Raw genomic sequence first — 26,220 nt, forward strand, 5'->3', positions numbered from 1 at the left:
TCATGTAACCCAAGAGAACTTAAAAATAGCAAAAGATAGTGCAGCTATATCTGATAATGTAAATAAAATAGCTAATGATATCTTAGAAGATGCTAGGAAGAAGAAGTTTTAAATGATAACCAAACCTTAGGGTTTGGTTTGATTACTATTCCTTTTGTTATGTTTTTAATTACTTTTTTAATTTTTATATATTTTTCATTATTACAAAAAATTTCTTATAAAAATATCTATAAACTAAAAGTATAAAAAATTAAACAAGAATATTAATTATAAATAATATAAATAAATATTTAAGACTATTAAAAATTTTAGAAAATGAATATCAACATCTTATATTATTTATATATTTTTATTGAAATTTGAAAATTTTAGAAATTTTTATGATACTTTTGTAAGAAATTGTTATATAATACGAATAAGTTTATAAATGAAACTTAAATAAAACCCACAAGGAGTACATCATGGGAACAAGAAAAGAACACGACTTTATTGGTGAGTTAGAAATTTCTGATGAAGTTTATTATGGGGTGCAAACTTTTAGAGCACTAGAAAACTTCCATATGAGCGGTAGAAGATTGCAAGATTATCCTTATTTTGTAAAAGCTTTCGCTCAAGTTAAAAAAGCAGCTGCTCTTGCTAACAAAGAAGTTGGGGTTCTTGATGCTGACAAAGCTGATGCTATTGCTAAAGCTTGCGATAGATTGATTGCTGGTGAATTTTTAGATCAATTTGTAGTAGATATGATCCAAGGTGGTGCTGGTACTAGTACAAATATGAATACTAATGAAGTTATCACTAACATTGCTCTTGAAAGCATGGGGCACAAAAAAGGTGAATACCAATACCTTCATCCAAATGATCATACAAACTTAGGTCAATCTACAAATGACACTTATCCAAGCTCAATCAAAGTAGCAACCTATACAAAACTTACTGATCTTTTAAAAGCTATGGAACTTTTAAAAACCGAATTAGAAGCTAAAGCTAAAGAATACAAAGATATCATCAAAATGGGTAGAACAGAGCTTGAAGATGCAGTTCCTACAACTTTAGGAAACACTTTCAACGCTTTTGCTAGCTATATTAAAAGCGATATTGAAAAAATCACAGCAGCTCGTGAATCAATGACTTATTTAAATCTTGGTGCAACAGCTATTGGTACAGGAATCAACTGTCATCCTGATTATAAATTTGTGGTTGAGAAAAAATTAAAAGAAATTACTGGTGTTGAATTTAAACCAGCTGAAGACTTTATCGCTGCTACTCAAGATACAGCTGATTTTGTACATGTAAGTGGTGCACTAAAAACTGCAGCTGTAAGACTATCAAAAATTGCAAACGATTTAAGATTAATGAATTCAGGTCCAAGATGTGGTTTAGCTGAAATTAGCTTGCCTGCTATGCAACCAGGTAGTTCTATTATGCCAGGTAAAGTAAATCCTGTAATTTGCGAAGCTGTAGGTGAAGCTTGCTATGAAGTTATAGGCAACGATGTTACCATTATGCTTTGCTCTGAAAGAGGAGAATTTGAACTTAATGCATTTGAACCAGGTATTGCTTATGGATTATTCAATTCTATAGTGTTGCTTGAAAATGCTATGAAAACTTTAGCTGAAAAAGCTATTAAGGGATTAAAAGCAAATCCTGAAAACTGTAAAAAACTTGTACTAAATTCAATTGGAATTGTAACTGCATTTAACCCGGTTCTAGGTTATGAAAAATCTGCAAGTATTGCTAAAGAGGCTTTAGAAACAGGTAAGGCAGTTGGCGATATTTGTCTTGAAAGAGGTTATTTACCAAAAGAAAAAATTGATGAGATTTTAACACCAGAAAATATGTTAAATCCTCATATGACAGAAAAAAGAAAAGCTTAATAACTTAGGAGTTTAATCATGGATATTATGATTATTTTACAACTTGTCGTCTTCCTTGGGGCAATATTCATAGGCATCCGCCTTGGTGGTATAGCAATAGGCTATGCTGGAGGGCTAGGTGTTGTTGTTTTAGGTCTTGTTTTGGGTATGAAACCAGGTAATATTCCTTGGGATGTTATCTTAATCATTGCTGCAGCTATTGCTGCAATTTCTGCTATGCAACAAGCAGGTGGCTTGGATTATATGGTAAAAGTTACCGAGAGAATTTTACGTAAACATCCAAGATTTATCAACTACCTTGCGCCAGCTTGCGGTTGGTTACTTACTATTTTAGCAGGTACTGGTAATGCAGTATTTTCGTTAATGCCTGTTGTTATTGATGTTGCAAAATCTCAAAATATTAAGCCATCAGCTCCGCTTTCATTAATGGTTGTTGCTTCGCAAATTGGTATTACAGCTTCTCCGGTTAGCGCTGCTGTTGTTTATATGACTGGTGTATTAGAGCCACTTGGCTGGAACTATCCCGCATTAATTGGAATTTGGATTGCAACTACTTTTGCTGCTTGTATGATTACAGCTTTTATTGTAAGTTTAATTACTCCAATGGATCTTAGCAAAGATCCTATATATCAAGAACGTTTAAAAGCTGGTCTTGTAAAAAATGCCTCTGATGTTTTACAAAGCGAAGATAAACCGGGTGCAAAACTTTCAGTTGCTATTTTCTTATTCACAGTATTAGCAGTTGTTCTTTATGCTACAGCAATTTCCAACAATATCAAATGGATTGATCCAGTGGTTATCCCAAGAGATGCTGCAATCATGAGTTTCTTGTTAACCGCTGCAACCTTAATTACATTCTTATGTAAAGTTGAACCTGCAAAAATTTTAGATACAAGTGTATTTAAATCAGGTATGACAGCTTGTGTATGTGTATTTGGTGTTGCTTGGCTTGGGAATACTTTCGTTGCAGGTCATGAAGCAGGTATTAAAGAAGTAGCAGGTGAATGGGTTAAACAAACTCCAGCTATGCTTGCAGTTGCTTTCTTCTTTGCTAGTATGCTTTTGTATTCTCAAGCAGCTACTGCAAAAGCTATTGTTCCAGTTATCATCGCTGCATTAGGAATTTCAACTACAAATCCTAGCGACTCTTATATGTTAGTTGCTTGTTTTGCTGCTGTTTCAGCACTTTTCGTTCTTCCAACCTACCCTACTTTATTAGGTGCGGTTCAAATGGATGATACAGGTACAACAAGAATTGGAAAATTCATATTTAATCATGCATTCTTTATTCCTGGTGTATTAGCTATAGCTATAGCTGTTGCTCTAGGTTTCCTAGCAGTAGGAATGCTTTAATGCTCTAACTTTCCACTTTTTAAGTGGAAAGCTCTTTTTTTTATTAACTAATTTTAAGTAGAATGTTTCTTTAATTTTAAAGAAACAAAATGACAAAATTATCCTTAGATAGAAAAAATATAAGAATTTTATTCATAGGTTATATCCTAGTTGCACTTTTTGGAACCTTTATTCTTATGCTTCCTATTATGCACACTAAACCCATATCTTTTTTAGATGCATTTTTCACCAGCGCTTCAGCTGTAAGTATGACAGGTCTTATTGTGCTAAATACCTCGCTAGATTTTAGCTTTTATGGGCAATTTGTTATCTTATTACTTATTCAAATAGGCGGCTTGGGTTATATGAGCATAGCTATGGCATTATATATTTTAGTACGTAAAAAAATGAGTTTTGGAGAGAAAAATCTTTTAAGAGAATCCCTGATTTATCCTGAAGCTGACGGCCTTGTAGGATTTTTAAAAAAGGTTTTGTTTTTTGTATTTGCTATTGAATTTATAGGTGCGATATTATTATTTTTAAGATTTAAACTTGATATGAATTTAAATGAGGCTCTATGGGCTAGTGTTTTTCATTCTATTTCTGCTTTTAATAATGCGGGATTTAGTATATTTGAAAGCGGTCTAATGTCTTATAGAGATGATTTTTGGATTAATTTTGTTATCACCTCTTTGATTATCATTGGAGGTTTGGGGTATTTTGTATTATTAGAATTATACTTTTTTTCTAAAAAACGTTTTGCAAGCCTAAGCTTACACACAAAACTTGTTTTAATCTCTACTATTATACTGATTGTTTTTGCAAGCTTAGTGGTTTTTTTATTTGAATACCATAATCCAAAAAGTATAGGAGAATTTTCACTTTTTGATAAAATTATGAGTGTATATTTTACAGCTGTAAACTACAGAACTGCAGGATTTAACACTCTTGATCTTAGCACCTTTAAAGATGCAAGTTTATTTTTTGGATCTTTATTTATGATTATAGGTGGTGCACCTGGTGGGACAGCTGGAGGCATTAAAGTAACTACTATTGCTGTATTGTTAATCTATGCTTATTGGAGTATCAAAGATAGTAATCCAAGAATTTTTAACTTTGAAATTCCTGCAGAAACTATCAATAAAGCTTTTATTATAGCAGTAAGTTCTATTGTATATATCATCACTTGCGTATTGCTTTTATCTTTAATCGAGGATGATAAAAATTTTTTACCTTTGCTTTTTGAAACAAGTTCAGCTTTTGCTACAGTAGGAGTTTCAGTGGGCGATGGTGGGACTTTATCACTTAGTGCGCTTTTTAATTCTGAAAGTAAGTTAATTATCATTTTACTTATGCTTAGTGGTAGAGTGGGTGTGCTTGCATTTTTATTTAGTATATTTTTTAAAGAAAAAGAAAAATATTTAAATTATCCAAAAGGAAAAATCATATTATGAAAAAAGAAACTTATGGTATTATAGGACTTGGAAGATTTGGCTCTGTTTTAGCAAAAGAACTTATTGATCAGGGTAAAAGAGTTATTGTTTCTGATATTAACGAAGAAGCTGTTAAGGAATTACAAGATCTTGCAGATTTTGCTTATATTTTGGATTCTACTCATACTATAGCCTTAAAAGAAGCAGGCTATGCAAATGCCGATGTTGTCATACTTAGCATAGGTGAAAATTTAGAATCAAGTATACTCACTTTCATGGCCTTAAAAGAGATAGGGGTAAAAAATATCATTGCTAAAGCAAATTCTTCTACACATGGACAAATTCTTTCAAAACTCGGGGTTAATAAAGTCATCTATCCTGAAAAAGAATCTGCAAAGCGTTTGGCCAAAATTCTTATTACTAATCCTAATTTTGAAATCATAGATCTTTCAGCTAATACCATCAAAGTAGCAAAACTTTTAGTGGATGAAAATTTAGCAGGAAAAACTTTACAATCTATCGGGCAAAATTTAAAAGTTATTGCGCATAAACAGCACGATACTTGGAGTATTATGCCAGATTTAGAAGCTACAGCCTATTTAAATGATATATTAATGCTACTTGGAACTCAAGAAGAATTAAACCGATATGAATACTGATGGTGTCAAGGGGGAGACTTGAACTCCCGACCTCCGGCTTATGAGACCAGCGCTCTAGCCAGCTGAGCTACCCTGACATAAGAAAGAAGTTAAAATTATACTTTATTTTGCTTAACATTTCATAAAATACTTATTTTGTAATTTTTTATATATTTTTTAACTTTTTTGTGCTACAAATATAAAACTATATCAAAAAAGGATTTTAATGCAAATTAACTCAAGTTATAGCAATACCTTTTACACGCAAAATCCTTATCAAAACGAAGACAAAAAACAAACTAAAGAAAACATTTCAGAAAAAGAAAATCCACAACAAGTAAAAGAAAATGATAACGATCAAGAAAAAGATGAAAAAACTCAAAAAGTCAACGGTAAAGACTTAAGCAATGAGGAAGTAAAACAAGTACGAGAACTTGAAAAAATCGATAGAGAAGTAAGAGCTCATGAGGCAGCCCATCAAGCAGCAGGTGGAGCTTTAGCAGGGGCTGCAAGTTTTGGCTATACAAGAGGCCCTGATAATAAAATGTATGCAATTGAAGGAGAAGTGCCCATAAGAATGCAAAAAAGCAATACTCCTGAAGAAACTATAGCAAATGCTATGCAAGTAATTGCTTCAGCTATGGCACCAGCTGATCCTAGTCCGCAAGATTATAAAGTAGCAGCTAATGCTATGCAAATGCAAAATGATGCGCGCACCGAACAAGCTAAAATAAAAGCAGAAGAGCTAAAAGCACAAAATGAAAAAAGCGAAAACGAGAATGAAGAAAAAACAAATTCAAAATCCAAAGCTATAAAATCATACACACAAAATACATCACAAGATTACATAGGAAGTCAGTATAACAAAAGCGCATAGTGGCAGAGAGGAAGGGATTCGAACCCTCGGTGAGTTGCCCCACACACGCGTTCCAGGCGTGCTCCTTCGACCGCTCGGACACCTCTCTAAAAACGAAAATTATAACTTATTTTTTTAAATTTACACTAAAAAAGGGAATTTATGAAGCTTTTTTACTCTTGTTTTTATCTTTTTGTTTTACTTTTTTTAAGCGCTTGTTCAAATCATGCTAATATTAATTTATCTTATAAAAAAGCCTTTATAAATAAACAATGTGATGAAAATATCCTAGCTTTAAAAAACGCAGATAAAGACACCATATACACAGGGTTAAATTTAGCCTCTTTAGCAAGAGTTTGTAAAGATTATGAAAAAAGTAATGCATTTTTTGATAAAGCAGAAGAAGCTTATAAATATGATGTAGATTTACAAAACGAGCTTCAAAAAGTCACTAAAAATTTTAGTGAGATTTTACTTAATGATACCATCAATGACTATCAAGGTTATTTTTATGAAAGGATTATGCTAAATACTTACAAAGGTTTAAATTATATGAGCTTGGGTGATTTTGAAAACGCAAGAGTGGAATTTAACCGAGCTTTATACAGACAAGATAGAATGAAAGAATATTTTTATGATTATATACAAAAAGCTCAAGAAGAATACCAAAAAGAACTTCAAAAAGATAAAAAAACATATGCGAGTTTTCAGCAAAATTTAAACCCTATCTATAAACAATATGACAATCTTCTTAGTACATTTAACGCAAATAAAAACTATACTAATGTCTATGCTAGCTATCTTAGTGCTTTATTTTTCTTTTTTGATAAAGATTATATTAAAGCCTATGAGTTTTTAAAAGAAGTAGCTTTAAGCGATGTGAAAAACAAACAACTTCAAAAACAATTTCAAGTATTTGAAAAATTCACTCATTTAAAAACATCCTTCCCTCAACAAAAATATATTTTTATTATCTATGAAGATGGTTTTAGTGCTACAAAAGAAGAATTTAATCTCACTTTACCATTTGTTTTTAATGATAATCTTGCAAATATTAGCGTGGCTTTTGCTTATTTAAAATCAAGAAATGCTTCTTATAAATTCTTGCAAAGTCAAGATGAAAAAACCCAAAATTTAATTTATTTTGATGATATTATAGCAAGTGAATTTAAAACTCTTTTACCTTCTATGGTGATGAAAACCCTAGCCTCAAGCGCACTTAAAACTTCAATTAATTTAGCCATAGCCAATAATGATTCTAGTGGTTTTTTATCATTTATTAGCACTGTTAGCACTGCTTTAATTAACAAAGCCGATCTTAGAATGTGGCAAGCTTTACCAAAAAGTGCTAGTATTTTAATGCTAAAAAATGAAGGTTTAGTTAAAATTTATGATGATAAAGAAAAAATAATCTTTGAAGATGCGTTGGAAAAAGATAAAAATTATATTGTACTTATAAGATCTTTTGTGCCAAATTCAAATATTATTTATAAAATTAAAGAACAATAAGGGGATAAAATGAAAAAAAGTTTATTTTTTATGATTTTTGCACTTTTAGTTTTCAGTGCTTGCTCTTCACAGCCAAAGTATACCGATGGTAAAGCTTCTCAAAAAGTGCAAGGCGATGCACTTACTTTGGGACTTGATAGAGAAGACTTTGAAAAAACTGCTGAAGATATGATACAAAGCTTACTTAGTGATCCTGCTTTTGCAAATTTAAATAGCTCTAATAGAAAAGTTGTTGCCATAGGAAAAATTATCAATGACACCCCACAAAGAATAGACACAGACAAACTCACTTCAAAAATTACCATAGCATTAAGAAAATCTGGAAAATTTATACTAACAACCGCTGTAGCAGCAGGCGGAGCAAAAGATAGCTTATCTCATAATGTAAGAGACTTAAGAGACAATGAAGAATTTAATCAAAACTCCATTGCCAAAAAAGGCACACTTTTAGCTCCAAATTTCTCACTTTCAGGTAAAATCAGACAAGATACTGTCAAACTTTACAATGGCAAAATTCAAACGGAATATTTTTTTCATTTAATTCTTACGGATTTAACTAGTGGCTTAGCCTTTTGGGAAGATGAAAAAACCATCAATAAAACAGGTAAAGGCAAAAGTGTAACATGGTAAAAAAACTACTAATTCTTTTTTTAACCCTAGTTTGTCTTTGTCAAGCACAAAGTGCTTTAAACAAAGAAAGTTATGGCGAGGGTTTTGGAAGCACAAGAAGCGAAGCAATAAAAAATGCTATCAATGAAGCTCTGGGAAAAATGGAAGGTTTAAAACAAGTCAAGCTTAAAAAATTTGAGTTTAATTTTAATGGAAATTTCAATATAGGCTATGATGAGGAAATAGACTTAGTTAGCAATGGGGTTTTTAATAGCTATGATATTAAATCTTTAACTCAAACAAATCAAAACGAATTTCACGCAAAAGTTGTAATTTATAAAAAACTCTATAGTGAAAAAAACCTTGAGGATAAAAGTTCGCTAATTATCATCAACAAAGTTAAAGATAAACTCTCAGCTAAATTTGAACAAGAACTTTTAAGCATTTTACTCCAAAGTAAAAAATTTAGAATTTTAGATAGAGCAAATCTTGATCTTTATAATCAAGAAAAATCTTTACTTATAAAAAATGCAAGCGATGATGAACTTATTAAGCTTTATAATGTCTTAGGGGCTGATTTTTTACTCATTTTAAATCCTAAAATAGAACAAATACAAAATGAAATTAGCACTCAAACTTATAATATTAACATTGATTATAGTTTGATAGAATTTGCTACAACTCAAATCAAAGCCTCTAATACCTTAGAGTTTAAAATGAGCTCTACAAGCAATTCAAGCAAACAAAAAGCCCTTAGAGGTATTGCCACAAAAATTACCGAAGATATTTTTAAACATTCTAAAGATAATCAAGAAGAAGAAATAGAGCAAGGTTTAGACGCAAATTACCAAATCAATAATGAAGGTGGGGTTAATTTAGGTTTTTAGTCTCCAAAAACTCACACCTTTTACAAAGCTCAGCTTTTAAAATTCCTTGTTTAAAATCTTCTTTTAGTTCTATATATAAAAAAGAATTTAAAAGCTCATTAAAATCTTTTTCAAAGCAATTTCCTAGTTTTATATCCCCTTTAGTATCCAAACAACAAGGCACTAAAGTTCCATCACTTAAAATAGCAATTTGCCCATTTAAAGCATGACAACACCCACTCTCCCTAATAACCTCATCTTTCAAAGAAGGCCATTTAAAAAGTTTAGCTTGATGTAAGATAATATGCCTTTCTAAGCGATTTTTAGCTTTTTGCTTTTGGATTTTTACTTTAAAAATTTGCTCTAAAAAATCATAAATTTTTTCATTTTCAAAAGGTGGATTGAAATTTTTATCTAAATTCCATAGCCTTAGATTGATAAAAGAATTATTTTTATTTTCTAAGTGCAAAAAAATAAGTTTTAAAATAGGTTCAAAATATTCTTTTAAACTCATTTTGCTTTGGGATAAAAAAGCACCTAAGGAAATATTGATTTGTCGGATATTTTTAGAGTCTAAAATGAGTTTTATCTTCTCATCATTAAAATAAAACCCACTTGTAGTAAGCTCTATTTGCATATCATATTTTAAAGCTATTTCTAAATACTCTTTTAAATTTAAAATTCTTAAAGGATCTCCAAGCACATGAAAAGTAAAAAGCTTGGCGTGATTATGCACGCTTTTGCAAATTTTTTCAAAGTTTTCAAGACTCATTTGTTTTCTTTGTGCTTTTTGGCTAGGACAAAAATCACATTTTAATCCACAAATATCACTTAATTCTATATAAATTTTCTCAAATCGCATAATTACTCTTTTTAAAAAGTTCAAGTACTTTTAGAGAAAGTTTTGAAAGAGCAAGATGTTCTAAGTCTTTATAAGAAAATGCTTTTGCTTTTAAATCTTCAAAATCATCGTCTTTTAAAAAATATATCTTAGCATTGATTTTGTATTTAGTGTAAGAATGTTTAAATTCTCCTATAAATTTTGCATTTTTTTGGTTTTTATATTCTAAAAAATTATACATATTAAAATACAATTTTTCTTCACTTTTAACAAGCAAGAATTGCTCATTTTTTTGTACTATAAGTATATTTAAAATGGTATTTTCGTATTGATGTTTTTTAGTTGGGTTGAATTTTTCATATTCATTTTTTCCACTACAAAAGCTTGCTAAAGGACAAATTTCACATTTTGCATTTTTAGGTAAACAAATCAAAGCCCCTATATCTAATAAAGCTTGATTATGATCAAATGCATTATCATGGTTTAAAAACTCTTTTGCTTTTTGTGTTAAAAGTTTAGAGCTTGGATTTTGCAAACTGTAAAATCTACTCAAAACTCTTTTAATATTTGAATCCACAAATGACTTAGCTTGCAAAAAGCCAAAACAAGCTATAGCTCCGGCTGTATACTCCCCAATACCAGGAAGCCTTTGAAGCTCTTTGATATCAAATGGTAATTTTGCATTAAATTTTTGCACACATATTTTTGCACATTTGTGCATATTTCTAGCTCTAGTATAATACCCAAGCCCTTGCCAAGCTTTTAAAACCTCATCTTCACTTGCCATAGAAAGTACTTTTAAAGAAGGGAATTTAGCTAAAAATTGAAAATAATAATTTTGCAAAACACTTTTTACCTGAGTTTGTTGAAGCATAATCTCACTGACATAAACCGCATAAGCAATATCAATATTTTTTAATTTTTCCAAATCATCTGCTTTAGCGTATTTTTTATATTCATCATGCAAAATACGCCAAGGAAGATTTTTTCTACCGTTTTCGTTATACCAATTTAAAATATTTTCATGAATTTTTTGCATTAAGACTTTCTTTATTTTTAAAAAAATTATACAATCTATTCTTAAAGGCTTTATGTTAAAATAAAAAAATATTTTAAAAAGGAGCAAAAATGAAAAGTTTTTTAAAAGGCTTAGGTTTAGGATTACTTTGTTTAATATTATTTGTACTAGGAGTAGTTTTTAACACTGAATTTTTAGGATTAAAAAATCACAATAAACAAAATATAGAATTTTCAAGAAATATAGAAGTATCTAATGAAATTATGCCAAATATCTTTAATGCTACTTTAAATTTTAGTGCTAGCGAGGAACTTAGTAAAAAAACCATTGTTTCTAGTGATGAAAAAGATCATATTGCCAAGACATTTAAAGAAATCTCAGATCGTATTGCCAAAGAAAATTATTGCAAAGGTGGAAGCTATACTTTAGAACCAAGTTATAATTATTATCAAGAGGCAAAAACACTAAATGGATATAAATTATATTCTAATTTCACTTGTCAAATTCCACAAAACAAAAGCAAAGACTATGAAAATCTTATAAAAGATATAGAAGGTATTAGCAATACTAATGTTTTAATTTCTTTTAATACCAAAGCCTTGCAAGCTGGTTTTGATGAGACTATTTTAGAAGCAAATAAAGAAGATTTATATGATCTTGCATTAAAAAAAGCTTTTGAAAAGGCTCAATATTATTCTAAGACTTTAGCAAAGACTTGCCTAGTAAAAAATATTCATTTTGATAATAACAATATCAAATATTATGCTCCAAACCTAACAGCGAGTGCAGATAGCGTTGTGCTACCTATTGTTAAAAGCGAAAAACAAAGCCTAAAAGCCAATGTGCTTTTTGTTTGTCAATAAATTTCATTTTGACTTTATTTTGAGTTTTTATAATTTCTCATCATTAATTTAAAGGAGAAACAATGAAAAAAATTATAAGTTTATTTATCACAAGTTCTTTAATGGCTTCATTTGCACTAGGAGCTGATTTTTCCAAAAAAAGCAATGATGAGATTTTAAATCTTGCAAAAACCGTTAACGCTCAAGATCAAGCCGATTTGATGATAGAAATGAAAAAAAGAATGAATGAAATGAAATATAAAGATGCAAAAGATTTTCATCAACAATTTAGAACCAATTTACGCGAAAATATCTCTAAGCTTTCTGCACAAGAAAGAAACCAAAGAAGAGCTATCGTTCAAGAAGATATGCAAAAACTAACTGATAATATGAGTGGCAAAGAAATAAGGGAATTAAATTTACATCAGCATGGTAAAAATCCACATAAAACGCACAAAATGGATCATCAAAATCATACAAATTGTCCGATGAGATAAAATGGCAGCAAAAATTTTACTTCTCGAAGATGACTTAAGTTTAAATGAAATTATTAGTGATGCCTTAAGTGATGAGGGCTTTAAAGTCTCTTGTGTATATGATGCACAAGAGGCTCTAGAAAAAGCTTATGAAGAAAATTTTGATCTTTGGATTTTTGACGTTAAAGTCCCAAAAGGTAATGGTTTTGAAATCTTAAAGGAATTAAGAGAAAGCGCCAAGAACACTCCTGCTATATTTTTAACTTCCTTATCTATGCTTGATGATGTAAAACAAGGTTTTTCATCAGGTTGTGATGATTATATTAAAAAACCTTTTGATGTAGATGAGTTAATCATCCGAGTAAAAAACATCATTAAAAGAAATTTTAGCCATCAAAAAGAAGATTTAATCTTGCTTAGCACCTCAAAAAATATTTCTTTTGATCCACTCAATAAAACTCTTTATCAAGATAAAGAAATTATTGCTCTTACCAACAAAGAAAAAGAGCTTTTATCTTTACTTTTAAAAAAACGCCCACATTTTGTAAGTATAGAGACAATTTTTAATGAAATTTGGAGTTTAGATGAAGAGCCTGTAATCATGAGTCTTCGAGTGTATGTTAAAAACTTAAGAAAAATTCTTGGTAAAGATCTTATCATCAATCAAAGAAACATAGGTTATGCCATTAGGCTAGAAAATGAAAAGTGAAAATTTTAATAATACTATTTTTAAAATCTTAATCCTTTATATTATCACAAGTGGTGCTTTTCTTGCGATTTTTTTTATCACTTTCTATCAAAAAGAAGCTAGCTATATACGCTTAAACCAACTAACACATGTTTATACACACCACAATTATATTCTACAAAATATTATAGAGTCAAATCACAATCAAATTGCTTTAGAAAAAATTGATTTCGCAGAAATTTCTGATAAATTTAATACCTCTTTTGCTCTTATCTTAGATCAAAAGGTAATTTTTAGTAATCTTTCTTTTGACGCCATGAGTATCTTAAGACATTTAGAGCAAAACAATTTTATTTACAGCAGAGATAAGAAATTATTTATAGATTTTTTAAGAATTCGTAATCTTGATGCTTATATAGACAGAACCGATGTAAAAAAACCTAGACATTATTTTAAATTTTTAAAACATAAAAATATCCACATCATCATGGAAACAGATGATCTTGGTTTTAAAAAAGAACAATACCGCAAGGATAATTATAATAATTTAGACATTAATGATTTTTCTCATGAACTTTGGAAATTAAAATTAAAAACCATTTTTTATACTCTTATATGTATTATACTACTTGCTATAATTGCTTATGTGCTTATCATGCTTGTTTTTAAAAACATCAAAGAACAATTTAAGACACTAAATGATTTTATTAAAGACACTACACACGAAATTAATACGCCTTTAAGTGTGATTTTAGCTAGTATTAAAAAATTTGACGATGCAAATTTAAATCCAAATAATGCAAAAAAACTAAATCACATTAAACTAGCAAGTAAAAATTTAAACCATATCTACCAAAACCTCATAGCCTTAAATTTTTTCATACAAAAAGAAAACACCAAAGAAGATATAAATTTAAAAGGACTTTTAGAGCAAAGATTAGAATACTTTGAAACTTTAATCGCCCAAAAAAATCTCATCATTGAAAAAAATCTTTTAGAGCAAAACTTTTATGCTAATAAAGAAGAAATGCAAATTTTAATTGATAACCTTTTAAGCAATGCCATAAAATACACCAATCCTCATAAAAAAATCTATATTTACTTAAAAGAGAAAACACTTAGCATTAAAGACGAAGGCCAAGGTATGAGTACTAAAGAAATAGCTCAAATTTTTACACGCTATAAACGCTTTAATCAAGATCAAGGTGGATTTGGCATAGGTTTAAACCTAGTCAAACAAATAGCCGATAAAAACAATATCAACATTAAAGTTTTAAGTAAAGAAAATGAAGGAAGTGATTTTATACTTTCTTGGTAAGGATAAAAATGAATATTTGTTTAGAAAAAATAAAAATGGAACAAACTTGGAAAGAATTTCTAAAAGATGAGTTTTTAAAACCTTATTTTTTAGAGATAAAAGCTCATTATATCAATGTCTTAAACGAAGGAAAAACCATATATCCACCAGCAAATTTAATCTTTAATGCATTTAACCTAGCTCCTTTGCAGGATTTAAAAATCATACTTTTAGGACAAGATCCCTACCACAATCCTCATCAAGCTATGGGTTTAAGCTTTAGCGTACCGATGGGAGTTAAAATTCCTCCATCTTTACTTAATATCTACAAAGAATTGCAAGATGATTTAAACATTCCTATAGCAAGACATGGGGATCTTAGCAAATGGGCCAAACAAGGAATTTTGCTTTTGAACTCTATCTTAAGCGTAGAAGCAAATAAACCTGCTTCACACGCACATTTTGGCTGGCAAAAATTTACCGATGCTGTTATATCAAAACTTAGCAACGAAAAAGAGGGTTTGGTATTTTTACTTTGGGGAAATTATGCTAAAAACAAAAAAGTTTTAATCAACACCCAAAAACATTTCATCTTAGAGGCGGCACATCCCTCGCCTTTAGCAAGAAATGCTTTTTTAGGCTGTAAGCATTTTTCAAAAAGCAACGAAATTTTATTAAAACTTGGTAAAAGTACTATTGATTGGGATTTAAACTCATAATTTACCTTAAACCTATATACTTTAATGAAATTTTTTATAAAGGATAAATATGAATTGCCCAGTTTGTGTGAATACTGATTTATTAATGAGTGAAAGAAATGGAGTTGAGATTGATTATTGTCCAAAATGCCGTGGTGTTTGGCTTGATCGTGGTGAACTTGATAAAATCATAGAAAGAAGTTCTTCTCAAAGCGCAACACAACCATCTCATCAACAAAATTACAACCAACAAGCAAACTATCATCACAATAGTGGCTATAAATATAAGAAAAAAGAAAGTTGGCTTGGAGAATTATTTGACTTTTAAGCCAAAAGGCTTAAAAGTTTTATAATTTTACTTTAATCAAGGTATTCTCTACCATTTTTGACACCCATAAATACTCACCATCAAAAAACATATCCGCAGGGCCTTTTGTAAAGTAATATTTTAACCTTTTTATAGGTTTTTTGATTATTGTATTTTATAAAAAACAACAAAAACAATTTTTTATTAATAATATATGCTACAATAAAATAATTTTTAACAAAAGGAGAGAGAATGAAAAAAATTATACTAAGTTCTTTACTAGCATCAAGTTTTTTAATTGGAGCAAATTTAGAGAATTTTGATCCAAAAGCACAAAAAGATCATTTAGTTATCAAAATGGAAATTCTTGATAAAAATGCCAACAAAAATGCAGGTGAAGTAGTAGCAGTACAAACTCCTTATGGAGTAGCATTTTACCCAAATCTTCAAGGTTTAGAAAGTGGAATTCATGGTTTTCATGTACATGCAAATGCTGATTGTGGAGCAACTGATAAGGGTTTAGGTATGAAAGCTGGTGGTCATTGGGATCCTGAAAAAACTGACGCACATTCAAGCCCATGGGATGATAAAGGCCACAGAGGTGATTTACCACCACTTTATGTAGAAAAAGACGGTAAAGCAACCAATCCTGTATTAGCACCAAAAATTAAAACTCTTGATGAGCTTAAAAACCATGCTCTAATGATACATTTTGGAGGAGATAATCATAGCGATCATCCTGCAGCACTTGGCGGTGGTGGCGCTAGAATGGCTTGTGGAGTTATTCAATAATACACATACTAAAGGCTTTTTGCCTTTAGTATTATTTAAAAAGCTTAGTAAAATCAAAATCATTCATAAAATCATGGTTTGATCCGCCAAAACTTTGGCTAGGACTATAAGTAGCAATAGCCACTGCAAGCTCACTAAGCATAGAAGCTATTTCTTCTCTTTTATCGACTATATAAGCTTTCATGCCTTCATAATCACTAGTTTCTAAAATTTTTAAAGGGTTACAAATTTCAAAAGCAAAAGCCTTGGAGCCTACATTTATATTATAATTATTATCAAATAAAGCATTGCCTAAAAACGAGCAATTATCTACTATTTTTAAACTTTCACTTGCAATTAATACCTTATCTTGCACATCTTCATAGTTTTTATCTTCTAAAAGTTTTGAAATTTTTTTCAACGAAGAATCTAAAATTTGCAAAGCACCGACAAAATCGTTTGCATCGGTAATATCTTCACTAAATTTTTGTGTTTGGTGTTTTAAATTTGCACCATCTATACTTGAACCTACTTGTCCTAAATGTTTTTGTAAGATTTCTAATTCATCTCTCATAATACACCTTCCTTGTTATTGCTATAACCAAGAAAAGCATTTTTTATTCCAAATTTTGATCTATCCAAACTCTAAAATCTTTAGCAAAAAGCAAAAAAACCTCATCGTAGTTTTGGATTAAAATTTGAGGATTATTATCATTTAATTCTTTTTCGTAGTAAAAATACTTACTTGCTATAAGTTTTTTAGTGTTTATTTGCACTAAATTTAAATTAATGCCTAATTTTATTTTAGAATACATCTCATCGCTAAAATCTTGCTCTAATACATCTACTTTACTTTCTAAAACATAATCAGCACTAGCTAGACTATCTTGGTTTAAAACTGCTTTGAATACTCCTAAATCTTGCAAATGAAATTCCAAAAAAGATTTTATCATCAAAGCAGGATTTTCTTTCCAAAAATGATAAGCATAAGCATTAACAACATGATCTTTTTTATAAAAAATTTCATTAGTATAAGCTAAGCCCTTAGGCAAAGAAACTATAATAGTTGCATTTTTTTTATTTTGACTTTGCTCTAGCTTTTCTAAATTAATACTAAAATATTTATTTGCAGGTAAAGTTTGACTTGGACTAATCAAAGAACAAGCACTAAAAAAAATAGCTACTAAACTAATATATAAAAATTTCATTTTATTCTCCTGGAGCATATTGAATGGCTTTATCTTTATAAATTACATCGGAAGGATTTTGCTTTAAATTTTTTAATAATTGCGTAAAATCTAAAAACAAAACTCTTAAAATATCTAAATTTTCATTCAAAAGCATTCTGCTTTTATTAAGCTCATTAAGTTGGCCATTAGCATTATTTAAAAAATTTGAAAAATCATCTGAACTTTTACCAAGTTTAGAGCTTGTTTTATTTAAATTTTCCAAAAATGCTGGTGCATTAGCATTTAAATGTGCGGATAATTCTGATGAATTTTGTAAAATTTGCTCGATATTTTTTAAATTTTTATCACTTAAAAGATTTTCTAGTTTAAGCTTTGAGACATTAATAAGCTCTAAAAGATTATTTGCTTGCTTATCTATGCTCGTAAAAAAACTTTCCTTTGATTTTATAATAGGATAAACATCATCATCTGTTTTTAAAACACTAGCTTCCTCACTACCCCCTGCAAGCTGAATAAACTTAAATCCTGTTATACCTTGAATTTGCAAGCTTGCATAAGTATCTGTTTTAACCGCTAAACTAGAATCAAGCTTAACTAAAATTTTCACTCTTAGTTGCTTACTTGAGCTATCTATGCTGATATTTTCAACACTGCCAACATCAACCCCTAAAAATTTAACCGGAGCTTTGACGCTAAGCCCTGCAACTGATTCTTCCATATAAATTTCATAATATTTAAAAGATTTTTCATCTTTTAAATTCCCATACCACACTATAAAAAACAAGCTGATAAAAAATAACACACAAACAAAAATTCCAATCAAAATATAATTTGCTTTATTTTCCATTATTGCATAAACCTCTCATAAAGTCTTGGATTTTGCTCTTGCAAAGCTTCAACATCTCCTAAAAAACCAACTTTTTTATTCTCTATAATCAAAAAGCGATCCAAAACATTTCTCATACTCTCTTTATCGTGAGTAATTAAAATCACGCATAATTTAAAGCTTTGTTTTAAGCTCAAAAGCAATTCATCAAATTCTCTTGAACTATAAGGATCAAGTCCTGAAGTTGGCTCATCTAAAAAAAGCAATTTAGAATCAAGTGCTAAAGCCCTAGCTATGGCTACTCTTTTTTTCATACCCCCGCTTAATTCACTCGGATAAAGTCTTGCAACGCTCTCATCAAGTCCTACCATCTTAAGTTTCATCATGGCTATTTCTTTGATATCATTTTTGCTAAGCTTTGTATATTCAACCAAAGGTATGCTGATATTTTCAAGTATATTAAAAAAGCTAAATAATGCTCCATATTGAAAAACAACACCCCATTGTGTTTGCAAAAATAAAGCATCTTCATCACTTATATTTTTTAATTTCTTACCTAAAATTTCATACTCGCCCTTATCAAAATGCTCAAGCATTAACATTTGTCTTAAAAGTACAGATTTACCACTACCACTACCACCTAAAATACCAAAAATTTCATTATCATGTACTTCAAAACTAATATCTTCATGTACACATTTACTTCCAAAATAAGTGCTAATATTTTTAGCTTTTATAATCAAAATCCAGCCTTTGTTAAAAATACAGAAAAAATTGCATCAAAAGCTATCACCCAAAAAATAGCATTTACCACACTTTTTGTCGTATAAACACCTATGCTTTCGGTAGTTTTTTGCACAAAAAATCCCCTAAAACAAGCAATAGAAGCAATCAAAAATCCAAAAATAGGTGCCTTCATAAGCCCTATGATGATATGTTTTAACTCCACTGCTTCTTTAAAGCGACTCATAAACTCACTTGCACTAATTTCTAAACTAAACCAAGCAACTACAATTCCACCTATAATACTTAAAATATCAGCTACTATTACTACTAAAGGCATGGCAAGCGTCAAGGCTAAAACTCTAGGCAAAATGATAAATTCACTTTCTTTAAAACCCATAGTTTTCATAGCATCAATCTCATCAGTAAGCTTCATTACTCCAATTTGAGCTGTATAAGAACTTGCACTTCTTCCAGCTATAACTATAGCGCTAATTAATGGTGCAAGTTCTCTAGTGGCAGAAATTCCCATTAAATCGACAATGTAAATATTAGCTCCAAATTGTGCAAGTTGATATGCAGCTTGATAAGCAAGCACCACACCCACAAGTAATGAAGTTAGTATAATGATTGGCAAAGCATTAATAGCACTATTTTCTACATGATATAAAAATGCCCTAAAGCGAAGTTTTTTAGGATTTAAAAGTGTTTTAAAACAAGTATAAATAATAAGCCCTATGAAATTTAAAAACTGCACCAAAAGCACAAAAGATTCAGCAACCTTTTTTCCTAAATTTTCAAAAAAACCTTTGAGTATTTTTTTATCTTCATAAGAATTGTGAAAGCTTTTATAGTGTTTTTGACAAAGTTCAAAAAGTTTAGCATGCTCGCTTTTGAGATTTACTCTACTAAGCTCAAAACCTTTTTGCTTAAGTTCATTTTCTAAAGCTAGAAAATACCTAATTCCTGCGGTATCTATAAAATCTAAATTCGTAAAATCAAAAATAATATTTTTTTGAGTAGGAAAATCTAATTTTTCCAATTTTCCTACACTGTTTTTATCCCATATACCAAAAACACTAAAAACACATTCTTGGTTTTTAATGTTTTTGATGATTTTACTTTTCATCGCATAAACTTAAAACATATGAGCTTAATTTTTCCTCACTAAATCCAAAATGCTCAAATACATCTTTATCTTTACCACTCTCACCAAAACTTTCTATACCATAAAGCTCATCACAAATTCTATAAAGCTCATTTGAATTTGCAGCTTCAACACCTATAACCTTACCTTGTAAAATTCTTTCTTTATAAGATTTTTCTTGAGCAATGAATAATTCATAACAAGGCATAGAAACCACATTGACAACTACACCTTTTTCTTTTAAAATCTTAGCTACTTTTAAACACAATGACACTTCACTACCACTAGCTAAAAGTGTAAATTGCGTATTTGCGTTTTCTTCTAATAAATAAGCCCCATTTTCCACATCTCCAAAAACAGGCTCACTTAAAGCATTTAATTTTTGGCGTGATAAAACAAAAACACTTGGCATATTAGTTTTAAGTGCGATCTGCCATGCTTTTACATTTTCAACCCCATCAGCTACTCTAAATGTAAATGAATTTGGCATAGCTCTAAAAGTGCTAAGTTGCTCTATAGGTTGGTGTGTTGGACCATCTTCGCCAACCCCTATACTATCATGAGTAAAGATAAAAAAGTGTTTAGTCCTCATCAAAGCTGCTATTCTTGCAGCAGGTTTTAAATACTCGCTAAATATAAAAAAGGTAGCACAATAAGGCAAAAACAAACCATATCTAGCAAAAGCATTTGATATAGCAGCCATTGCGTGCTCTCTTATGCCATAGTGGATATTTTTTCCATTTGGAAAATCACCCATATCTTTTAGTTCAGTTTTATTTGATGGACCTAAATCTGCACTACCGCCTAAAAATCCCGGTAAAGCTTTAGCAATAGCATTTAAAATCATACCATTACTATCTCTAGTAGCTAGATCTTTTCCTTTAAAATCAGGAAATTGTATTTTTGAAAAATCAGGCTCTAAAAGCTCTTTTAATAAAGCTTGTTTTTCTGCATTTAAATTTTGCACTTTTTGATTCCACTTAGCTTGTGCTAAATCTCCAAGTTCTATTGCGGTACTAAAGCGAATTTTGACTTCTTCTGGAATTTCAAAAGTTTTTTGTGGATCAAAACCTAAAGCTTCTTTTGCTTTTTTAATAAGCTCTTCACCCAAAGGTGCTCCGTGAGAATGATGACTTCCTTCAAGCTCCAAAGCCCCTTTAGCTATGGTAGTATGAGCGATGATTAAACAAGGCTTTTTGCTTTCTTTAGCAGTTTTTAATGCCAAATCAATTTGCTCAAAATCATGCCCATCTATCTCAAGTACTTCAAAATTTTGTGCTCTAAAACGTTCTTTTACATTTTCATTAAAAGCAATAGCCACATCGCCTTCGATTGAAATATTATTACTATCATAAATGATGATTAAATTATCTAGCTTATGAAACCCTGCTAAAGAACAAGCCTCATAAGAAATTCCTTCTTGCAAATCCCCATCACCACACAAACAATATACTTTGTGATTGATGATATCTTCACCCAAAAGCAAGCTTGCTTTTTTAGCAGCCATAGCAAAACCAACCGCATTTGCAATGCCCTGTCCTAAAGGTCCTGTGGCGATTTCAACACCTGGAGTGAAAATTTCAGGATGACCTGGAGTTTTAGAGTGTAATTGGCGGAAGTTTTTTAAATCCTCTAAACTTACATCATAACCACTCAAATGTAAAAAGCTATAAAGTAAAGCACTAGCATGACCACCTGAAAAAACCAATCTATCGCGGTTTAACCATGTAGGATCTTTTGGATTGTGTACTAAATGGGTACTTAAAACACTCATAATATCTGCTAAACCCATAGGTGCACCTGGATGGCCTGAATTTGCTTTTTGTATCATATCCGCACATAAAAATCTTATAGTGTTGGCTTGTTTTTGTAACATTGTTTAACCTTTTAAATATTTATCAATCAAAATTTGAAGCTCATTAGCAAGCTTAGAGTCTAAATTTTTCATTTTTTCTTCACATAATGCAATTTTATCATCTTTTGCCTTTTTAGCACATTCTAAACCTAAAAGTTTAACAAAAGAATTTTTATGCAAATCATTATGAGTTGGCTTTCCTGCTTCTTGGGTATCTAAAGTCGCATCGATAATATCATCTTTGATTTGAAAAACTAATCCTACCAAAAGCCCTATTTCATAAATTTGCTCACATTCTTTTTTATCTAACTCACAAATTTCACAGCCCATTTTTAAAGCCGCTGCAATCAATCTTGCAGTTTTATGAATGTGCAAAAACTCAACTTGTTCTAAATTTAAAGGCATATCTTCAAAATAACAATCAATCGCCTGACCAATGATCATACCATTAAGCCCTGCATTAAAAGCTAAAGTTTCTATGAGTTTTAATCTAACATTTTCTTTTAAATCAAGCTTAGAAAGTAGTAAAAAAGCTTGAGTATTTAAAGCATCACCTACTAAAATAGCTGTGGTTTCATCGTATTTTTTGTGCAAGGTTTGTTTTCCTCTGCGCAAAGAAGCATCATCCATAGCAGGTAAATCATCATGTATTAAAGAGTAAGTATGAATAAATTCCAAAGCCAAAGCCGCATTTAAAGCCTTTTCAAACAAAGCAGGATTTTTAGCATTAACTATCCCTAAAAGAAGTTGGGCTCTAAAATGCTTCCCGCCAGCTTCTAACATCCATTTTAAAGCCTCATTGAAAAATGGATGAAAGCTTTGAGTTTTAGGAAAATTTTGCTCTAAATGTTGTTTGAATTTTTCTAAAATCACTTATTTAGCCTTATAAAAAAGTCAAAATATCCTTTATTAAAATGCTCAAAATCATTATTTTTCGCTGAAGGGATATTGCTTGCTTGTCTTGAAACTAAAACATCAAAAGTATTAGCTTGAGTTAATATGGCTTGAAGCTCGTTAAAATTATTAATTTTTTGATTATTAATTCTTAAAATTTTATCCCCTTTTAAAAATCCAGCCATTTGCGCTTTAGAATTTGGAGTTACCTCTGTAACATTCATTTTTGTATCTACGCGTAATCCTAGATTACTATAAAAAGAAGTCGGTTTAGTTTGAACTACTTTTTTAGGTTTAGCAAATATACCCAAATCTTTATCAAAAACTGTCGTAGAAATATTTACATCTTTATTATCTCTTAACATATTAAAATACAAAGTCGCACCACGATCGGCAAATAAAATTTTCTCATTTAGCTTTCTTATATCATCATACACTTGCCCATCTACACTCACAAGCTCATCATTAAGCAAAAATTGTCCATTTTTGCGCACATTTTTTACATAAATTTTGCCATCACGCATATCAAAATCAACACCTATATCACCCCAATAAGCATCAGGATATTTTGCAAAGTGTTTTAAATAACGATTTCCTATAAGCTTACCATCTTCTAAAGTTATACCCAGCATTTTACAGCATGGTGAGTTAAGTTCTCCGATTTTAGAAGTAAAATCAAGCTGATCACGTTCTGTTAAACTTTGTCCAAAATACTTCAAATGCCCTATGTAGCTTTTATTATTGTCTAAAATTCCTACCCAACTATTACGCGTTAATTCTTCTTCATCTCCCATAGGCGCAGGGATTAAACTAAAATCTGTTTTTACTAAATATAAATTTAAAAAAGGATCATATTTAGTATAACTGTTTAATTTTGCATTTTTAGTTTTAACTACTGCTAAGGTATTTTCATCTAAAGCAAAAGCAGGCAAACCCTCATAAATTAACATACTAGCTTTATTTTTTTCATAACAACCCAAAAAATCATTAAAAGTCGGTCTTGGCACAGCAAAAAGCACACCAGTTATACCCAAAATACAAAGTAAAATTCTCATAGCATTCCCATTCCACTAAATAAATTACTAGCCATTGATTTTTTATTTTGTTCTACCATTTTCATCACATCATTCATCGCTGCTATTAATAAAATTTGCATAGATTCTTTATCTTCAAGCAAAGAATCATCAATATTTATATCGATGATTTCACCTTTTCCATTAGCACTAACTTTTACTAAACCACCGCCACTTTTTGCACTGAATTCCTTTTTTAAAGCTTCTTGCTCCAATTCGTTTGCTTTTTCTTGAGCCTTAGTTAAAAGCTCGCCCATTTTAGAAAAATCCATATTTTCAAACATTTATTTTCCTTCTTTTAATATCTCTAATACTACTTCTTTATCATTAAAAGGATATTTTACACCCTTAATCTCTTGATAAGTTTCATCGCCCTTACCCAAAATCACCACAAAATCATTTTTAGTTTTAAGCTCTAATGCTTTTTTTATCGCTTCTTTTCTATCACATTCTATAAAAATACTCTCATCTTTTTCTATACCACTTAAAATATCATTAATGATATCCATAGGCTCTTCTGAGCGTGGATTATCACTTGTGATGATGAGTTTTTTAGCATAGTGTTTGGCGATTTTAGCCATTAATGGACGCTTAGTTTTATCTCTATCTCCCCCTGCTCCAAAAACCACAATCAAATCACGATATTTTAAAGCATCTAAAACCTTTTCTATACCATCAGGTGTATGAGCAAAATCTACAATAACATCTTTTGCAACTACTTGCATTCTACCCTCAATACCACCAAAATTACTAATGGCCTTTTCAAGCTCTTTTAAATTTGGTTTAACAAGTTCATTCACACAAGCACTTGCAGCCAAAAGATTATAAAGATTAAAAAGCCCTACCAAAGAAGAATCAATCATAAAAGTTTCTTTGCCAAAATTTACCACAGCTTCAATGCCATTTTTTAAAGCATAAGCTTTAATGTGATAATAACTTGGATTTTCTACTCCATAAGTAAAAGCACCTTTGACATTAAAATTTATAGCTTTTGCGTCTTTATTAATAAATTTCATACACTCATCAGTAAAAAAACTTTCTTTTGCCGCTTGGTAGTTTTGAAAGTTTCCATGAAAATCTAAATGATCTTGAGTGATATTCGTAAAAATTTTAGCCTTAAACTCAAGCTCTTCAATGCGGTTTTGCACCAAAGCATGTGAGCTTACTTCCATAATTAAAAATTCACATTTTTCCTTACTTGCTAAAGATAAAAGCTCTAAGGTTTGCAAAATAGGAGCAGTAGTTAAGCCTTTTGGAGTGATATTTTTATCATTTATAAAACTACCCCTAGTTCCCATCAAGGCACATTTACAACCCAAATCAAGCAAGATAGAGTAAATAGCCCCCGCAGTAGTTGTCTTGCCGTTGGTTCCTGTTATACCTATGATTTTTATATTTTCATCTATATTTAAAAGTTTCTTGCACTCAGTTATATTTATAATTTTTGCTTGTTTTTCTAAAGCTTGATGAAGAAATTTTTCATTTTGAGCAGTTTTTAAGAAAAAACAATCTTTTTCGCATTCATTAGAATTATCACAAATGAAAGTATTTTCAATCTTTACTATCATAATTTAATTCCTTGATTTTCTCGCTAAGCTTGATAAATCTATAATTAGAATAAAAATGTACCGAAACATCTTCCATATAAGCTACAAGCATATCTTTATAACCATGCTCTAAAAGTTTTTCTAAAAAATCCACAAAATCTTCTTTATCATTAATGATAAGTTTATTTGATATTATAACATTTTCTAAAGCTTGTTTAAACCCAACTTTTGCTTCACTCAGTAAAAAATCTTGATAACTCAAACCCTCAAAGTCTTCACTATCTTCTTCAAACTGCACACTTTGACTAAGATTAATAAGTTTTTCAATATCTTTATCTACTTTAGTATTTTTATAATTTTGCATAAAAAACTCAAAAAACACAAAGGCTTCCTCAGGGCTTTTTAACGCCAAATCACAAATATTAATAAAAGTTAAAAGTCTTTTATTTTTACGCTTTTCATAAGCAAGAGAAAAATACATCTTAGCATTTTTAAAATCTTTTTTATAAAAGCATTCTATGGCTATTTTTTTATAATTTTGCAAATTCGCTTTCCCCACCTGCTAAATTTACTATAGTGATATCTGGGTGTATGTCGATTTTAAGCTGTTTTTCTAAGCCATATTTTAAAGTCGTCCCACTAGCTGGACAACCATGGCAAGCTCCAGTTAGCTTCACATAAACCACACCATTTTTAACCCCTAAAAAATCAAGCCCACCACCATCATTTTCTAAAATATGCATAGTTTTAGCTAGACTTGCTTTTACAGGCTCTATTAATTCCTCATCACTAAAAGGCATATTCATAACTTTTCCTTGGATTATTTTTATTTTAATTTTATCTTATTTGCCTTTAAAAAATGTAAATTATTGTTTATTTTAGACTTTTTGATATACAATGATAAAAAATA

29 protein-coding genes and 2 tRNA genes are annotated in these 26,220 nt (G+C 30.2%); 15 read left to right on the top strand and 16 right to left on the bottom strand.

The window, feature by feature from the left end; genetic code table 11:
* The first annotated feature begins 461 nt into the window (after positions 1–461).
* The 4 genes from ACOTVC_RS03865 to ACOTVC_RS03880 all read left to right on the top strand — a co-directional run bounded on the left by ACOTVC_RS03865 (position 462) and on the right by ACOTVC_RS03880 (position 5,298).
* Entirely contained in the window at positions 462–1,874 is a 1,413-nt protein-coding gene (locus ACOTVC_RS03865; RefSeq protein ID WP_214115255.1) for an aspartate ammonia-lyase, read from the top strand.
* 18 nt (positions 1,875–1,892) lie between these two features.
* Entirely contained in the window at positions 1,893–3,227 is a 1,335-nt protein-coding gene (locus ACOTVC_RS03870) for an anaerobic C4-dicarboxylate transporter (protein WP_087684828.1), read from the top strand.
* Between the two features lie 89 nt (positions 3,228–3,316).
* A complete protein-coding gene (locus tag ACOTVC_RS03875) occupies positions 3,317–4,660 on the top strand; it encodes a TrkH family potassium uptake protein (protein ID WP_214099329.1) in 1,344 nt (447 codons plus the stop codon).
* Positions 4,657–5,298, top strand: a complete 642-nt coding sequence (locus tag ACOTVC_RS03880) for a potassium channel family protein (RefSeq protein WP_214099328.1) — start codon at positions 4,657–4,659, stop codon at positions 5,296–5,298. Before ACOTVC_RS03875 ends, ACOTVC_RS03880 begins: the two co-directional genes overlap by 4 nt.
* Here the strand turns inward: ACOTVC_RS03880 and ACOTVC_RS03885 are convergent.
* Positions 5,299–5,375 (bottom strand) — tRNA-Met (locus ACOTVC_RS03885).
* A gap of 128 nt (positions 5,376–5,503) precedes the next feature.
* Here ACOTVC_RS03885 and ACOTVC_RS03890 point away from each other — a divergent pair.
* Positions 5,504–6,154: a putative metalloprotease CJM1_0395 family protein gene (locus ACOTVC_RS03890; protein ID WP_214097781.1), complete on the top strand. Its 651-nt coding sequence runs from the start codon at positions 5,504–5,506 to the stop codon at positions 6,152–6,154.
* Here the strand turns inward: ACOTVC_RS03890 and ACOTVC_RS03895 are convergent.
* Positions 6,155–6,242: transfer RNA gene (locus ACOTVC_RS03895), tRNA-Ser, on the bottom strand. It lies immediately after the preceding gene.
* 53 nt (positions 6,243–6,295) lie between these two features.
* Here ACOTVC_RS03895 and ACOTVC_RS03900 point away from each other — a divergent pair.
* The 3 genes from ACOTVC_RS03900 to ACOTVC_RS03910 are packed head-to-tail and all read left to right on the top strand — an operon-like array spanning position 6,296 to position 9,138.
* Positions 6,296–7,642, top strand: a complete 1,347-nt coding sequence (locus ACOTVC_RS03900) for a hypothetical protein (RefSeq protein ID WP_214097782.1) — start codon at positions 6,296–6,298, stop codon at positions 7,640–7,642.
* A 9-nt stretch (positions 7,643–7,651) separates the two neighbouring features.
* Positions 7,652–8,272 (top strand): penicillin-binding protein activator LpoB, encoded by a 621-nt coding sequence (lpoB, locus tag ACOTVC_RS03905; protein ID WP_214099325.1) that lies wholly within the window; start codon positions 7,652–7,654, stop codon positions 8,270–8,272.
* On the top strand, positions 8,266–9,138 hold the full coding sequence (locus ACOTVC_RS03910) for a hypothetical protein (RefSeq protein WP_214099324.1): 873 nt from the start codon (positions 8,266–8,268) through the stop codon (positions 9,136–9,138). Before lpoB ends, ACOTVC_RS03910 begins: the two co-directional genes overlap by 7 nt.
* Here the strand turns inward: ACOTVC_RS03910 and ACOTVC_RS03915 are convergent.
* Both ACOTVC_RS03915 and mutY read right to left on the bottom strand, forming a co-directional pair.
* Positions 9,122–9,979, bottom strand: a complete 858-nt coding sequence (locus ACOTVC_RS03915; protein WP_214097785.1) for a radical SAM/SPASM domain-containing protein — start codon at positions 9,977–9,979, stop codon at positions 9,122–9,124. The two genes, ACOTVC_RS03910 and ACOTVC_RS03915, sit on opposite strands and share 17 nt — an antisense overlap.
* Positions 9,969–11,012, bottom strand: coding sequence for an A/G-specific adenine glycosylase (mutY, locus tag ACOTVC_RS03920; RefSeq protein WP_348636263.1), 1,044 nt, complete (start codon positions 11,010–11,012; stop codon positions 9,969–9,971). The genes ACOTVC_RS03915 and mutY overlap by 11 nt, the downstream gene beginning before the upstream one ends.
* A 74-nt stretch (positions 11,013–11,086) precedes the next feature.
* On the opposite strand from mutY, the gene ACOTVC_RS03925 reads away from it, so the two are divergent.
* From ACOTVC_RS03925 to ACOTVC_RS03955, 7 genes are all read left to right on the top strand, one after another.
* Positions 11,087–11,839 carry an SIMPL domain-containing protein gene (locus tag ACOTVC_RS03925; RefSeq protein ID WP_214097787.1) on the top strand — a complete coding sequence of 251 codons (753 nt, stop codon included), beginning with the start codon at positions 11,087–11,089 and terminating at the stop codon, positions 11,837–11,839.
* 62 nt (positions 11,840–11,901) lie between these two features.
* Entirely contained in the window at positions 11,902–12,315 is a 414-nt protein-coding gene (locus ACOTVC_RS03930; RefSeq protein WP_039640559.1) for a DUF1104 domain-containing protein, read from the top strand.
* 1 nt (position 12,316) lies between these two features.
* On the top strand, positions 12,317–13,003 hold the full coding sequence (locus ACOTVC_RS03935) for a response regulator transcription factor (RefSeq protein WP_214097789.1): 687 nt from the start codon (positions 12,317–12,319) through the stop codon (positions 13,001–13,003).
* Positions 12,993–14,300: a sensor histidine kinase gene (locus ACOTVC_RS03940; RefSeq protein ID WP_214097790.1), complete on the top strand. Its 1,308-nt coding sequence runs from the start codon at positions 12,993–12,995 to the stop codon at positions 14,298–14,300. Before ACOTVC_RS03935 ends, ACOTVC_RS03940 begins: the two co-directional genes overlap by 11 nt.
* 8 nt (positions 14,301–14,308) lie before the next feature.
* Complete coding sequence (gene ung, locus ACOTVC_RS03945) at positions 14,309–14,998, top strand: uracil-DNA glycosylase (protein ID WP_214097791.1); 690 nt, start codon at positions 14,309–14,311, stop codon at positions 14,996–14,998.
* 49 nt (positions 14,999–15,047) lie between these two features.
* Positions 15,048–15,305, top strand: coding sequence for a zf-TFIIB domain-containing protein (locus ACOTVC_RS03950; protein ID WP_039640553.1), 258 nt, complete (start codon positions 15,048–15,050; stop codon positions 15,303–15,305).
* A gap of 231 nt (positions 15,306–15,536) precedes the next feature.
* Positions 15,537–16,076 (top strand): superoxide dismutase (Cu/Zn), encoded by a 540-nt coding sequence (locus ACOTVC_RS03955; RefSeq protein ID WP_039640551.1) that lies wholly within the window; start codon positions 15,537–15,539, stop codon positions 16,074–16,076.
* Positions 16,077–16,107: 31 nt separating this feature from the next.
* On the opposite strand, the gene ACOTVC_RS03960 is transcribed toward ACOTVC_RS03955, so the two are convergent.
* From ACOTVC_RS03960 to ACOTVC_RS04015, 12 genes are read right to left on the bottom strand one after another with little or no spacing between them, the layout of a single operon-like run.
* A complete protein-coding gene (locus tag ACOTVC_RS03960) occupies positions 16,108–16,629 on the bottom strand; it encodes a flagellar FLiS export co-chaperone (protein ID WP_421627765.1) in 522 nt (173 codons plus the stop codon).
* 43 nt (positions 16,630–16,672) lie between these two features.
* Complete coding sequence (locus tag ACOTVC_RS03965) at positions 16,673–17,263, bottom strand: ABC-type transport auxiliary lipoprotein family protein (protein ID WP_039627736.1); 591 nt, start codon at positions 17,261–17,263, stop codon at positions 16,673–16,675.
* Position 17,264: 1 nt separating this feature from the next.
* Positions 17,265–18,092 (bottom strand): MlaD family protein, encoded by an 828-nt coding sequence (locus ACOTVC_RS03970; RefSeq protein WP_421627766.1) that lies wholly within the window; start codon positions 18,090–18,092, stop codon positions 17,265–17,267.
* Positions 18,092–18,814 carry an ABC transporter ATP-binding protein gene (locus ACOTVC_RS03975; protein ID WP_039640545.1) on the bottom strand — a complete coding sequence of 241 codons (723 nt, stop codon included), beginning with the start codon at positions 18,812–18,814 and terminating at the stop codon, positions 18,092–18,094. Before ACOTVC_RS03975 ends, ACOTVC_RS03970 begins: the two co-directional genes overlap by 1 nt.
* A complete protein-coding gene (locus tag ACOTVC_RS03980) occupies positions 18,811–19,911 on the bottom strand; it encodes an MlaE family lipid ABC transporter permease subunit (RefSeq protein ID WP_373274690.1) in 1,101 nt (366 codons plus the stop codon). Before ACOTVC_RS03980 ends, ACOTVC_RS03975 begins: the two co-directional genes overlap by 4 nt.
* A 1-nt stretch (position 19,912) precedes the next feature.
* Positions 19,913–21,817, bottom strand: a complete 1,905-nt coding sequence (gene tkt / locus ACOTVC_RS03985) for a transketolase (protein WP_257906640.1) — start codon at positions 21,815–21,817, stop codon at positions 19,913–19,915.
* A 3-nt stretch (positions 21,818–21,820) separates the two neighbouring features.
* On the bottom strand, positions 21,821–22,666 hold the full coding sequence (locus tag ACOTVC_RS03990; RefSeq protein WP_257906648.1) for a polyprenyl synthetase family protein: 846 nt from the start codon (positions 22,664–22,666) through the stop codon (positions 21,821–21,823).
* Positions 22,666–23,745 (bottom strand): DUF7488 domain-containing protein, encoded by a 1,080-nt coding sequence (locus tag ACOTVC_RS03995; RefSeq protein WP_214097796.1) that lies wholly within the window; start codon positions 23,743–23,745, stop codon positions 22,666–22,668. The genes ACOTVC_RS03990 and ACOTVC_RS03995 overlap by 1 nt, the downstream gene beginning before the upstream one ends.
* The gene (locus ACOTVC_RS04000; protein WP_039617208.1) at positions 23,742–24,047 is read right to left on the bottom strand and encodes a YbaB/EbfC family nucleoid-associated protein; all 306 of its coding nucleotides are present in this window, start codon (positions 24,045–24,047) and stop codon (positions 23,742–23,744) included. The genes ACOTVC_RS03995 and ACOTVC_RS04000 overlap by 4 nt, the downstream gene beginning before the upstream one ends.
* The gene (locus ACOTVC_RS04005; protein ID WP_421627769.1) at positions 24,048–25,331 is read right to left on the bottom strand and encodes a UDP-N-acetylmuramoyl-L-alanyl-D-glutamate--2,6-diaminopimelate ligase; all 1,284 of its coding nucleotides are present in this window, start codon (positions 25,329–25,331) and stop codon (positions 24,048–24,050) included. It lies immediately after the preceding gene.
* The gene (locus tag ACOTVC_RS04010) at positions 25,315–25,854 is read right to left on the bottom strand and encodes a hypothetical protein (protein WP_039617205.1); all 540 of its coding nucleotides are present in this window, start codon (positions 25,852–25,854) and stop codon (positions 25,315–25,317) included. Before ACOTVC_RS04010 ends, ACOTVC_RS04005 begins: the two co-directional genes overlap by 17 nt.
* A complete protein-coding gene (locus tag ACOTVC_RS04015; RefSeq protein ID WP_039619526.1) occupies positions 25,841–26,110 on the bottom strand; it encodes an iron-sulfur cluster biogenesis protein NfuA in 270 nt (89 codons plus the stop codon). Before ACOTVC_RS04015 ends, ACOTVC_RS04010 begins: the two co-directional genes overlap by 14 nt.
* Between the last annotated feature and the right edge of the window lie 110 nt (positions 26,111–26,220).

Origin of the sequence: Campylobacter sp. GB48, assembly GCF_049221845.1 — a bacterium.
Taxonomy (GTDB): Bacteria; Campylobacterota; Campylobacteria; order Campylobacterales; family Campylobacteraceae; genus Campylobacter_D; species Campylobacter_D lari_C.